Raw genomic sequence first — 14,053 nt, 5'->3', positions numbered from 1 at the left:
GTGGATGCAGTCCCGCCGAGGTCAGAAGGCGACGCAAGTTAACGACTCCAACCCGATTTAATTGCAGAGCTGACATCGTTGCTCATACAGAACCTTTTTCCCCTTCCCCTTTCCCCTTATCCCCAGAGGGGACCCCACCTTCCCCTTTTCCCGACTTATGCAAGAAGTCTATTGAGAACAGATGTGCTTTTAGAATTACCCAAAGAATGTTTATAACGACCAAAAAGCAGGTTATTAATCATGCGTTTAAGTTTTTGCAAAAATCTGCTTCGGTTTGATTTAGTTTATATTAAAATATAAATCGTAATAATATGTTATATTAGTCATCTCATTCTTAAGATGGATTATTAGTAAAACAATTAACTAAAATAGATAGATTATTTAAGTATGATTTGCTAGTCTGAAATTTGACGTTAGCAAAAAGTATAAAAAATATGCCTTGATTAGCAAAGCTTTTAGTGAGAGCAGACAGACTTTAGTTTTTGATAGCTGATGTTTAGAGAGTTTTAATCAACACTAATCATACTGTAGGTAGAGCCAAAACAAATGAGAGAATATCCAAAATAGAGTTACAAATCTTAATAGTTTCTGATCGTGGATGAAATTTTGTGTAGCTGCTCCTGGAGATGGAAAAATGGTTTTTATGGAAAGTAAACGCTTGCTCTTCGTTGCTGACTTTCCATCTGTACAGCAGGGTAAAGACTTTTCTCAAGCTTTAGTCCAAATACCACCGTCACCGCATTGCGAAGTTTGTGTAATTGTTCCAGTTCGCAATGAAGCTCAGATGTTGGCAGCAACCCTTACTGCCCTGATACATCAAGTTGATCTACAAGGACAGCTTTTAGATCCCAGACGCTACGAGATAATTTTGTTTGCAAATAATTGTAGCGATGAGTCAGCAGCTATAGCCCGGAGTTTCGCCCAAGAACATCCAGATATAGCACTGCATGTAGTGGAAAAAACTCTGCCTCCTGCACAAGCCTATATTGGTCGAGTGCGTCAGATTTTAATGGATGAAGCATACCGCCGTTTGTGTAGCTTAGGACGCACAAGGGGGGTAATTGCTTCAACTGATGGAGACTCGCAGGTAAGCCCAACTTGGATTGCTGCCAATCTGTATGAAATTAACTGTGGTGCTGATGCTGTAGGTGGGCGAATTCTTGTTGAACGCACTGGTCGTGCGGATCTACACCCTTACGCCAGAGCTTGCTATCTGCGTGAAGTGGGCTACCGCTATTTAATTACTGAATTAGAAACTTATCTCGATCCCGACCCTGATGATAGATTTCCTAGACATTATCAACACTATGGAGCAAGTTTGGCAGTAACAGCAGAAATGTATGCACTGGCGGGAGGCTTACCACCAGTGCGGACTCCTGAAGATGTAGCTTTTTACCGTGCTTTGGTACGGGTAAATGCCCGTTTTCGCCATAGTTCTTTAGTGCGAGTAGTAACTTCGGCCAGACAAATTGGACGTACCAATGTTGGTTTAGCAAATCAGCTGAATGAATGGATAGAAATGGGACGGCAACAACAACCATTTCTAGTCGAGTCAGCAGGGGCTATCGAAACTCGTTTTGTTGCCCGCCGCCAATTACGAGTGATGTGGTGGTGCGTTCTTAATGGCTATCAGCCAGATCGTAAGAGCGTCGTATGCTTGGCAGAGATGCTGGGAGTTTCAGCCCAATGGCTTTTAGAAAAATTGACCCAACCTTATACCTTTGGTCAGTTGTTTGAACAAGTCGAAGAACGCCAGCAGTCAGAACAAATTTGGGCTTCGCGTTGGAAATTTGTGGAAATTGAACAAGCAATTGGAGACTTGCGCTTGCGTCTTGAGAGTTTACGGCTCAGTCGGAGCAAACTCCACGGAAATTCGACCCAGGATGATTTGGAACTAACTAAAGAGCTTTACCCTACGAAAAGCCCAGAAAATGGGGGTCTTAAACCCTCGATCTAAGCGCGTCACAGAACATCCCATCCCACCGATCGTTTTACCTCAGCAGAGGGCAGTTTTCCGTAAGCTCAAACTACTCTCCGCAATAACTGCCTTTTTTGGTAAAACTAAATCTCAAAAAATAAGGCTCATTTTATAGAAAAGAACAAGAAGATTGGGGGATAATTCCCCTTGTCTGTTTCTTCAATTCTCAGACTCGCTCGAATAAATCAAGTCGATATTCTTCATCCCGTTGACCTTTTAAATGCCGCAGTTTATTTGGGGTCAACTCAAAAAACGAGTCATGAACTTCATCCCCACTCAATGGATAATCACGGGCATAAAGTATCCAATGAACTAAAAGTAGATGTCCTCCAGGTTCCAGGTGTTCCAGAATGTACTGTTGGGATTTTTTCAGGTCTTCCCAGCACCAGTAATAGCCGACTTCTGAGACTAGGGTCAAATCAAACATTTCATTAGGATATTGCTCTGGGACACGCATAATCTGGAACTTGACATTGGAGAGATGCTGACAGCGCTCTTTTGCTCTATCCTGCGCCAATTTTGATACATCAACTGAGAGCAGTGAGTCACAACGTTCTTGCAGTTTTTCAGTTAAAACGCCAATGGAACCACCGATTTCAAAGGCAGACCGATAGCGGTCTTTGGGTAAAGCTGCAATTGTGGCAGCATATTTGTTAGCTTCGTAAACACTTGTCTCAAACTTCCACGGGTCAGGATCTTCGCTGTAAAGTTTATCAAAGTAGCTAGGTGGTAGGGAATTAGATTGTAACGGGTTCATCGGTTTTCCTCTATATAAACTTCCCAAGGATGACTGAAGTTTGCTAACATTTCGGGAGTTAGGCGAAAGCCTTCTGGATCATCATCAATTAAGTCTGTAGTTTGGGAACGATAAGCAGCGATCGCTTGCTGTTTCAACTCCACCACTGCGCTAATATTCAATCGCCAAGTTGTCACCTCAAGAGATCCTGGCAGACTCTCTCGTTGGTCAAAGTCCCAATCCCAAATCGGATACTCAATCAATCGGGGGGATAAGGGCAGGTCATTCAGCACTGTGTGAATTAACTTCCACGTCGCTCGGTGGTCTGCATGAGGGTCATATCGCCAGGGTAAAAAGATAATTTGTGGGGCGATTTCTGTAATGTAAGCACGACAACTAGCTACTGCACTTTGATACTGTGTTGAAATTGACCCATCCTGTATTCTCCAGAAGGTGACATCATTAACCTCTACACCTAGTAATTTTAATGCTAATAGCGTTTCCGCTTCCCGCAGATTTCGCAGTTTATCTGCGGGATATTTCTGAGAATTAGGGTGTGAAAGAGTACCATCACTGATGACTAAAACTTGCACATGACAATTTAAAGACCGTAACAGAGCGATCGCACCTCCACAACCTAATGTCTCATCATCAGGATGGGGTGCAACAATCAGTACCGGGCTACAAGCGATCTCGTTAACTGAACGCCAGGGCAAAACATTAGGATTGTCTAGTGGTAATGCAATCAAGCCGAATTCATTCATCATTCCAAAGTATTGAAGCCGGATTACTTTCATGCAAGACATATTGCCCAACATTTGCCAAGGCTGCATCAAAAGCAGGTTGACGCAGATATAGAGTCAAATCTCGGATAATTCGTTCCATCGGATTTGGTGGTAGTAAGCCGCGAGTTCCCACAGAACGTTGACACAAATGCATCACATCAATACAAATTTGTTCAATTGCTGTCCTGACCATGTTGGCATAGGCGACGAGTTGGTTTGCTTGCGGGTGAACAACAGTGGGATCGCCACCAAACACTGGTGCATAGGCTGCTACTCGATCCGCAGCCCCCCGCAGCCAGAGATTACCGCTTTCAATGGCGATCGCCATTCTGCCAAGCCGTTCCTGTTGATATGGATCGTTTGTATATTCCAACTTTTGTAGATACTGACGAGTTAGGTTAAACAGTGCTTCTGCCCCACCTAGTTGCACAGCAGCAAACCGAATTACCCCAACAGATAACCAAGGCTGTCGATAGTAATCTCCTGGCTGGCCGATTAAATAGCTTTGATCCAACTCGACATCGCTAAAATCCACTTTGTAACTAGCAGTAGCTCGCATCCCAGAAGGTTGCCACCAGGCGGGATCGCTAACTGTTGTCACTTCGTCCATTGGCACAATGCACATTTGCCAACCGCCTTCTGGCAATACTCCATTCACGAAAGGACGTTCAACATAGCCAGTACCAGTACAAAACGTTTTAGAACCTTCCAGCCGATAACGCCCATTCTCACAAGGAATTATCTTCACACCATCAGAGGCTTCAGCATTCCAAACGCCAAATATTTTCTGGCGATCGCGGGCATCATGAGCGCAGCTTGCGATCTGTTCTATGGAACCAAAGGTCTGAATCAGTTGTAGGGCGTTGATATGTCCTTCATAAATTCGCCCAACTGCCAGATTGCCATGCCCTATCTGCTTTAATAGCATTAAAAGCTCGTAGGTAACATTCGCATCAATTCCTGCACCCCATCCGCCTAATTCTTTCGCTAATGGTGCAGCCAATAACCCAGCCTTAGCAATTAGCTCAAACTCTTGCTTGGGAAAAGCAGTATTGCAATCGATTGCAGTGGCATTGTTTAAACAATAATCCGCAATTTCTGCGGCACGTTTCAGATCCAGAGCAATGTTGGAACTATGCCATTTTGGGATGACGACATTCTTTAATAATTGGATGCTAATAGCCGACTCCTTTCTGTAATATTTCTTTATATATTGTTAAGAATAATTCAATTAAATCAGTTAACATCTCTATCTTTTGTATGATTATATACCTAACAAAAGAGAGATTATTGTATGCATAAATTATTTTTTACGTAGGACAATGGAGTATACTTTAATTTTAGCAGAATCACCAGAGTTTAACCATCAACTCTCATCTGCCAATATTAAACGTGCCAAATTAGAAGAATTTCGTTAAGCAGCGTATAACTATTTAGGTAGAGCGTATGATGCAACTTTTGAACTGATGGATGCGATATTGCTGACGCGAAACGCTTACAGTTTTGGTAGATTTATTGCTATCACTGAATGTCTGCTCCATTAGAGTAGTGTTAAGTAGGGCGGCAGACAATACTTGTCGGGTTTTGGGGGAAGGAGAAAAGGTAAAAAACCCTTAACCATCCTTTAGCCCTTTCCCAACAATGAACGACGCTAAAATCCTCTTCCTTCCTGCCTCCTGCCCGATCCCAACTACTTAAATCTTACTAAGAATTACTTTTATCTCAGAACTGTTAGTAGTAAAGCAGATATAAAATAGCCCATCTTCTATTGGTTTTTCTAAAACTTTAGCATAAATATCAACACTTAATTCTTTGGGAGAAGTTGGTGATAAAACTAATTTAATATTACTGAATAAAGAAGGGATGACATCTTTTTCTATATCCTTGGGACGTACCTCGGCTCCCTTAGTGGAAAGCTTAACTAAATTGCCTTGAAAAAGGGTTTTTTCAATGTGCTTTTCATCTAAAATTGTATATTCTATTGGGATTACTTCAGTTAAAGGTAGTAATTTTTCTTCTTCTTGAGTTAAAAAGAGATTGTATTTTCCAATAATTCCCCTAACTTCGTAAATATTTATCGGTAGTTTAATTCCTTTTACTTGTACTTGCTTTTGCCCAGAGATTTTAACAATTGACTCTACTTCTCTAAATGTCGATTCTGAAATAACAATCTGTCCTCCAATTGTATAGGATTCAATACGATAGGTGAGATTCACCTGGCTACCAACTACACCATATTTGGTTCGGATATAAGAACCAATATTTCCAACAACAACTTCGCCGGTGTTGACAGCTATTCCCATTTCTAATGATGGCAGATTCCACTGCTGCATCTTTTCATTTATACTCATCATTGCTAACTGCATAGCGATCGCACAAGCAATAGCCCTTGTAGTATCGTCTTCTTTGGCAGTAGGCGCACCAAACAACACTAAAATACCATCACCTGTAAACTCATCAATGGTTCCTTGATACTGGGTAATGATATCTGCCATTGATGCTAAATAAAAATTGAGAATTTGAACAACCTTTTCCGGGGGTAATTGTTCTGAAATACTGGTAAATCCTCTTAAATCGGAGACGAGTATGGTGATTTTGCGCCGTTCGCCCCCAAGCTGTAAACCTTTTGGGCTTTCTAATAAGGTAGTGACTACTTCTTTGCTTAAGTAACGCCCAAATGTATAACGAATTTCTCCAGCAGTACGGGCGATATAGACTGTAATAGCGATCGCAGATCCCAACAAAGCTAATAATGGTGGTACTACAGGTATCCACCAACTGGCGATAAAGGCTGTATATGTACTAACCAATAGCACACCTGCTGCCAAAATTGGGCTAGTTATTTTCTGGAGGGATAAAAATTTTATCCCGCCTGCATATCGCCATTGCCAAGTTAGACTTGCACCCACAAAAGACCAGAGAAAAATCCATCCTATTTCTATTGGTTGCGACCAACTCTTAATTAGTGGACGACCTACTGTAGCTGCACTGATAATTTGGCTAGCCATATTCGCATGAATTTCTACCCCAGGCATAGGTTCTGGAGAAGTCAACAAACCACTACTATAGGGAGTGAAGAATAAATCCTCAAAACTTTCGCTGACGTTACCAATTAAGATAATGCGATCGCGTCCCCATTCTGGTGGTACCTTGTCTTCTAAAATATCTGTCATCGTGACTGTAGAAAAGCGTCTGGCTGGCCCCCTGTAATTAATTAAAATTTGGTAGCCACGGTCATCAGCTCGCACATAGCCACCATCATTAGCGGCAAAAGGAATAAATCTTGTCTTTCCTAACTGCCAATTTTTTGCCTGTCCAGAAGTTTGGGGTGCAATACCTTCGGCATCAAGATAAAGTAAAGCTAAATATAATGCAAAACTGTAAATAGTCTCTCCATTTTTATCTGTTAAGTAGAGCAAACTGCGTCTTACCTTTTTATCTGGATCTAAAACCAAATCATTTGCACCTACTTGCCCTTTATCTTTGAGTGCTGGTGGCGGGTCAATTGGTTCGCGTTGGTTATCTCCTACCACTCTTTGAATCCCGACTAAATTCGGGGTAGATGTAAATACTTTGGTTAATTCTTGATGTCCTGGTTCTACAGGTAAATCGCGGTAGATATCTAAACCAATAGCTCGTGGTTTCCTGGCTTTTAATTTTTGCAACAATTGAGCATACAGACCATCTGGAACGATTGGCTGACGAATTTTTTTCATGTCTGCAAGATTTACTCCCACAATCACAATCCGGTTATCGGGTGCTTCTTGGGGTCGCAAACGCATATATCCATCGAAAGCCTCTAACTCCCAAGGCTGCATTAAACCAGCAAAGCGTAATAAGATGACTACACCAGCCACACTAGGAGTAGTAATCAAAACACCGCGCCATTGCCACAGTAGCTTTTTCCACTTTCTCCAGATCATCTTTTTTGTACCAAAATTAATTTTTCCGGGTAGCAAAGTAGCCGTTTTCACTTTGCCATATAGTTGTACTGAGGTTAGCGATCGCTCGTGCAGCAGTCAAGGAAAGGTTCTTTGGCGATCGCCCCTAGACCGACTGATTGTAAAAGTTCTTCCCATTCAGTTGGCTTCTCGCGGCGCAATTGAGCAACGGTATTCAGTGCTTCCTGCCAAATTTGAGACTCTGCATAAATTTTTGCTTGTTCTAGAAGTCCTGCCCCAGCTAGCTGATTTTTCAGGGATGAACTTACTTCGGTACGCTGGAGTAATCCCTTGACAGATTCATCCTGAGCGCGGTCTTGAAAATCGCAAATCATCGTGAAGTACCATCGATAATACTTGCCAATTTGGAGAGAAACATTTGCTGGTAATTCCAGTTTAATAATGCCAGGAGTACTAGGTAGTTTAAAAGTTGTCAGATAAACCTGATTTCCGGCTTCATCTGTCAAAGCCAATTCTCCAGATTGGGCAGTATTTTGAGGAATGTACCAATATAGTGTTGGATTGGCTGCAACCGTTTTCCCAAAATTCTTTTTTGACGGCATCAAAGGCGTTATCGGTATTCCTCTCCCATCGATACAAGAAGAGCCACGCGTTCCTCCACCCAATGTTTGAGAGGGCGCTCCTCTGTCATCTACAGGTGGGAATTTGAGACTAACTTTCCACTCCAAGTTGGATGCCGATCGCCGTAATGGCAAGCTAGCAAAAGTGGCAATGGTGGGAGAAAGTGCGCTAACAAGGATCGCTAAAAACAGAAAAAATTTTGGTAAATTCATGATCCGCGTAAGGACTTCTATTGAACGTAAATCTTTGAAACAGTAAATCAGTCTTTTCAGAAGTATAGTTGAGTGCTGTTAGCGGATAGCTAAGGTTGAGCCAGTGCTGAGTCAAGAGGCAGAGCCTCTTGGAACTCGTTCGCAGCCTCCAAGCTGGGAACGAGGATACAATAAGTCTTTGGGCTTTTCTTAGTGCCATTCCGATCCCAGTTAATTGGATAATTTATTTTCTGGAAGTCCCTTACCAAGGATTGCCGACGAGCGTGAAACCGCTCCAATAATAAGGATGAGCAAATTCTTTGTCTCCTATCTGTCTTAACTCCGGCGGTAAAGGAAAACTTTTACTCGGTGTTACCAACTGACCCTTCTCTAGTCGCACCTGACCCTTGAGCATCGCTACCTGTGCTTGCCGCAGAGCCTCGGCTTTGATGGGAGTTTCTTTCAATTTCTCGTAGAAACTTGTCATTAGTCCCATTGTGCTTTCATCGTTGACAGACCATAGACTGCCCATCGCTGATTTCACTCCTGCTAACACCGCCAAGCCTGCAAATCCCAACTCCGCTTCTGGGTTCCCTAGTGCTGTACGACAGGCACTCAAAACCAATAGTTCCACTGGCGGCTGACTTAATTTCAATTGCTGCAATTGGCTAATTAGTAATTTGCTATACCAAAACTCAATATAGGATTTATTGATATTACCAGGCTGAAAGTTGGCATGGGTAGAGAAATGGACAATACCAAAAGTTTGTAAGGCGCGGGCTTGTTTGAGCTTTTCCACTGTGAAGTTTTCGTTAAGGAAAGACTTGCCAGGCCACAATTGACTGACGATTAAAGACAATTCTACTGAAGCTGCTGGTAAGGGCTTTTGATCGGGGAAGCGATCGGCTCCCATCGCTAAGACTTGCTGATTTCTTACATTTGCATAGCGAGTGTCAGTAAGTGATAAGCTGGGCATCAGACCAACGCTGTATCTTTCCACAATAAACCCTTGTCCGTCATGCAGGGCGGCGATGGGCAGAGAGCGTAAACCCGCGTCCATCAAAAAGCTAAGATTCGTGATTTTTTGAGCTTGTAAATCTTTTTCCAAAGGTCCAAGCAGCCACTTATAGAGCTTTTGAGCCAAAGCCAGATATGGAGGAGAGCGTTGAATGTTAGTGATAGCTGCTTGGAATTCTTGAGCGTTTTTGAGGACTTGCTCTCGCGTCGCTCCCTGAATCTGCCGTCTGATTGGTGTTCCAGAGGAAGTGACCATCACTAGTTCGAGCTGGTAGTTACCTTGAGCTTGTTGCGTAGTGGGTTGTACTGGCTGTCGGCGCTGCTCCAAACTTTGAGAATTGAACTCCCAGATAGGTTGCGGTTGCTTGGCTGTCTCCTCTGGTTGAGATTTGGAGTCTTCCTCGGTTTTGGGTTGAAATAAGACATAAATCAGGGCAGATTTAATGCCAGTGGCTTGTTCAATTCGGCGCAATATAGCTTGGGCTTCTTTTAAGGTTTTGATGCGGACATTGCTGATGCCTAAATGGTTCTCAAAGGTCTTAGTGAAGGCTTCTTCCAGTTCTGGTAGGTTGGTGTCAATTGCTGGTGTGGAGGCGAAGGTTACTTGTAGTGGCTGGGTAACAGGGAAGGGATTGCTGAGATCGACGGGATTAAAATTAACAAGTGGAGTCTCTGTTGCAGGTGGAGGGGGGATAATAGCAATTTTCCCGCCAACGATCGCACCTGCTGTACCATTTACCGAGGCATTGCCAATCTGAAACGGATTTAACCTGCCTCCCCCATGCCGGATCGTGATGTCTCCCCCACTGTTACCACCAAGGCTGGAAATGCTAGCCAGACTGTTGTTGCTGTCGGTGAAGGTGTCTGTGACGCGGAAAAATTGTCTAGCGGTGATATCTATGTCACCACCTCTACCGTTTTTCCCACCTTGGGCGTTAATCTGGGTAGCTTGAATGTCACGGCTGGAGTCAAGAGTGACATTGCCACCGTTGCCGAAACTACTGCTGGAATCAATCGCGCCAGTGGTAATATTGGTGGCAGCTTTGGCGATGATGGCACCACCGTTAACTCCTGAACTGTTCAGGTTGCCCGTGGAAATGTCACCGCCGCCCTCTAGAGCGATCGCTCCCCCATTTCCAGTTGTAGAACTAGTGTTGAGAGTTCCCGTACTGGTATTGATATTGCCACTGGTGCTGGTTATTCTAATCTCTCGACCTTGATTTACCACATCGCCAGTGGTAATGTTTTGGTTGGCTTGCAGATTAAGGGTAGCATTGTCAGCTCCTGTGAGTTGAAATCCACTAGTGTTAATGGAACCTGAGCCAAAGGGCGATCGCAAAGTAACCGGGTCATTGAAAGTCACATCACCTGCCAAGGTAATGCTACCGCTGCTGTTATCTCGCCCGATCGATATTTGAGAAAAGCCATTTTGCCAGGTGTTTAATTTACTGGCATTTAGATTTAAACGGGCATCGTTAATGTTGCCACCCAAGGTCATGCCTAAGCTAGGAGTCCGAGGCTGCAACTGAAGGATACCAGTACCTTTGATTTGGGTGGAGCCAAGGAAGTTCATTTCATCAGCAGTGAGGGCGATCGTACCACTGCCTGTTCCAGTGGGGTTAATCGAACTGTTTTTAATGCTAATTCCTTCTGTAGTGTTACCACTACTAGCGCCATCTAAGCTTATATTTCCTATTGCCTTCGATTCCACCTCTGCGCCGTCTTCCAGTGAAATGCCGAAGTTCCGATTTCCCTCTCCATTACCGCCAGTACCCATAAAGTTGATATTTCCATTGGCTGAACTGACTCTGGAATTGGAACCGATATATATCCCCTCACTAATGTCAGTCCCGACTCCGGCAATCCCCTCTAGATTAATTGTCCCCGTTTTAGTCGCGCTGATGATGCTACTGTTTACTTCAATGCCGTCGTTGTCCCTACCTCCTCTAGCGTTACTAGTACCTTGGAGTGTAATCTTCCCAGTGCCAGTGGAACTCACCAGGCTATTGTTAAGCTGAATCCCGTTGTTGTTGTTTCCATTTCCGTAGCCTATGCCAGTTAAGCTGATATCTCCATTTTCAGCTATGATGCTGCTATTATTCAGCCAAACGCCTTTCTGCTCGCTCGCATCAGCGTTGTTTCCCTGACCTTTAATCGAAATATTGCCAGTACCAGAGTTGAGAGTAGCTCCATTAAGGCTGACTCCAATGGGATTTGCTGCTGTTCCTTGTGCCGATTCGTTTAAGGGGTTACTACTACCGCCCAGAATTATATTACCTCCATTAGAATCGATCGCAGCACCGCTTTTGAGGGCGATCGCTCCTGCTTCGATCCCGTCTCGATTTGCATTGAGGGTGACATCCAATTTCCCCACACCACTGGCTGTTAGCTTGGCATTTGAGTTGAGAAAAATACTGTTATTAGCTTCTAGCGTGAGATTTGTATTGGCAGTACCCGTTGTGCTGATGTTGGCATTGATGTTGATATTGCGATCGGCAGCTAATTTCAAGTCAGAACCGCTACTCCATGAGATCGGATTGCTGACTGTAATATCTCCTTTCCCAGCCAAACCCGATGTTGTCGAAACGGTAACATTACTCAAAGCTAGTTGATTTTGTAGCGTAGTCGAGTTGAGATTAGAAGAGGTTGTAGTGATGTCAGCAAATATACCCTTACCGAAGGTCATACTGTCGGTATCCATCGCGCTGCTGATGGTGATATCAGTCGGATCTAGCAGGAGCGTACCGACTTTCCCCGCAGGCGAACGTAAATCAACTAAGCCTTGAAATAAGAGCAATCCTTTGCTAGATACTTCGACTAATCCGCCATTCCCAGTATTAAGCCCGCCGATGGCGTCGATCTTACCAAAGAACTGAGTGTTATTATCTGACCAAACGATCGCCCGACCGCCATCACCGTTTCGCAGTGCGTTAGCATTAATTACCGAATCACTGCTAACAAACGTCTGTAAGGCATTGGGCAAAATACCTTGACCTTTGTAGTCTCCGCCAATCCGAACGATGCCGCCCCCAGCTGTGCCAGAGGCATTAATGTTAGCACCAATCAATCCGACGCGATCGCCCAAGACGTTTACTGTACCACCTGTCTGCATAACTTTTGTATTGGAAACATCTAGGGTTCCAGAAGCGATCGTAGTTCCTGCGGTAGTTGGGATAGTTGTACCAGCTCGTGTTAACTGTACTTTGCCAGCATCTAAAGAAGCGATCGCACCAAGATTTAGTCCCTTAGCTCCTTGGGTTAACAGCGTTGGCAAATCCAGAGGGTTAATTGCTAGGTGTTGGCCTGTTGTATTTCTTGGCAGTTCTAGCTCTAAACTCAGCAGGTTTCCTGCTTGAGAGATCCGAATCAGGTTTGTCCCTGGCACTGCTGCAAGAGTGATATTGCCGCCGGGTGCGCTCAATGTCGCGGTATTAATAATATTCCCACCGATTAAAACCAGATTGTGTTTTTCTAAAATTGACAAACTACCAGCATTGATAATAGTCCCAGGATTGGCGAAATCAAAGGCAAACCCAGAGGGATTGCCATTTAAATTTGAGTAATCATTTTTACCGACTGCATTAAACCAAAAACGATTGTCAAAACCAATTGCTGTAGCAGTCGTTACTGTAAAGTCAGCCGGAAGGTTAATTTGGGCATTCGGCCCAAAGATGACTCCTGCTGGATTCATGATGAATAAGTTGGAATTTCCTCCAGTTACCTGAATCAATCCATTGATGGTTGAAGGATCTCCACCGATAACTCGTGTGAGAATATTGTGAATATCGGGATTCGAGAGAAAATTGGCAATCTGCTGTTGATTGAGTCCAAATTTCTCCAAGCTGTGAAATAGGTTCGCCCGATCGCCAGAAAGTTTACCTCCTTGGATATCGATGCGATTACCCTCTTGAGTTACAACTGTCCCTGTCCCATCATTAGCTGGAACAATCGATTGTCCAAGTACGGGTTTAGCAGCAATGCTCCCTAACCAGAAGCATAGGGTAAGCACGATCGGCAATGCAGCATTCTGACTTCTAAACACCAGTGGCTTTTGCTGACAAAGACGCTGTAAGTAGCTTGCTTCCCCAAAGGGGTACAAATGCGCAATTACCGACGCTCGTTCGCTCTTAGCGTCTCCCCTTGGGAGATGACTCGCTACCGCTGACGCTCGATGACTTGCTAACGCTGCGCTAACGCTAACGCCAACGTACTGCCTTACCAACGGACTATTTCCTTTTGACTTTTGATTTTTTCTGTTCACTGCCAATTCCCCAAGCTTAAAGTTGATAATTCACTTGGAAATAAAAGCCATCATCTATGAGCATTATTGCTATGTGCGATCGCCATAATTCTAGTGGTGGGCTACACAAACTTTTCCTCGTAGCCAGCAGAGGGGAAAGAACACTTGCGAACTATCTTCTTTTTGTCCAAAGTCCAAACAGTAGATATCTTTAAAATAGTATCATTCTAATATATAAGAACATTAGAAAATATTTTTACACAAACCTATGAGCGACATACTGAATTGAAGACAATCCTAAGAAACAAAGTTTTTGATTAGTTTCGAGTATGAACAATTACAACAATTAATTTTAAATACCCAATGATTGTATCATGAAAAACAAGCTTTATTAGAATTTAAAAAAGTGAAAATTATTGTTATACGAGGAGGTCGTAAACCAAAACTATCTATTAAAGAACAAATTATTTTCAAAGGCTCGACCTTAACTTCTCACGAATACATACTGCGTTGTCTTGTAGTCTAAAAATTTACTTTATAAATTGTCTCTTAATTAACGTAACCAATAATTAGCGATCGGCAG

7 protein-coding genes are annotated in these 14,053 nt (G+C 43.4%); 1 reads left to right on the top strand and 6 read right to left on the bottom strand.

The features are described from left to right. Positions 1-634 precede the first annotated feature (634 nt). Entirely contained in the window at positions 635-1,957 is a 1,323-nt protein-coding gene (locus ACR5KR_RS33880; RefSeq protein WP_448269738.1) for a glycosyltransferase family A protein, read from the top strand. 187 nt (positions 1,958-2,144) lie between these two features. Here ACR5KR_RS33880 and ACR5KR_RS33875 read toward each other — a convergent pair whose 3' ends face one another. From ACR5KR_RS33875 to ACR5KR_RS33850, 6 genes are all read right to left on the bottom strand, one after another. After that, positions 2,145-2,735 (bottom strand): SAM-dependent methyltransferase, encoded by a 591-nt coding sequence (locus ACR5KR_RS33875; RefSeq protein ID WP_448269736.1) that lies wholly within the window; start codon positions 2,733-2,735, stop codon positions 2,145-2,147. Beyond that, positions 2,732-3,481, bottom strand: a complete 750-nt coding sequence (locus tag ACR5KR_RS33870) for a PIG-L deacetylase family protein (protein WP_448269734.1) — start codon at positions 3,479-3,481, stop codon at positions 2,732-2,734. The genes ACR5KR_RS33875 and ACR5KR_RS33870 overlap by 4 nt, the downstream gene beginning before the upstream one ends. Then, complete coding sequence (locus tag ACR5KR_RS33865; RefSeq protein WP_448270419.1) at positions 3,471-4,595, bottom strand: acyl-CoA dehydrogenase family protein; 1,125 nt, start codon at positions 4,593-4,595, stop codon at positions 3,471-3,473. Before ACR5KR_RS33865 ends, ACR5KR_RS33870 begins: the two co-directional genes overlap by 11 nt. 598 nt (positions 4,596-5,193) lie before the next feature. Then, complete coding sequence (locus ACR5KR_RS33860; protein ID WP_448269732.1) at positions 5,194-7,422, bottom strand: CHASE2 domain-containing protein; 2,229 nt, start codon at positions 7,420-7,422, stop codon at positions 5,194-5,196. Positions 7,423-7,496: 74 nt separating this feature from the next. After that, positions 7,497-8,234: a DUF928 domain-containing protein gene (locus tag ACR5KR_RS33855; protein ID WP_448269730.1), complete on the bottom strand. Its 738-nt coding sequence runs from the start codon at positions 8,232-8,234 to the stop codon at positions 7,497-7,499. A 241-nt stretch (positions 8,235-8,475) separates the two neighbouring features. Then, entirely contained in the window at positions 8,476-13,491 is a 5,016-nt protein-coding gene (locus ACR5KR_RS33850; RefSeq protein ID WP_448269728.1) for a CHAT domain-containing protein, read from the bottom strand. Between the last annotated feature and the right edge of the window lie 562 nt (positions 13,492-14,053).

The organism is Nostoc sp. DSM 114159, assembly GCF_053470285.1.
This window is presented reverse-complemented; position numbering and strand designations above follow the sequence as displayed.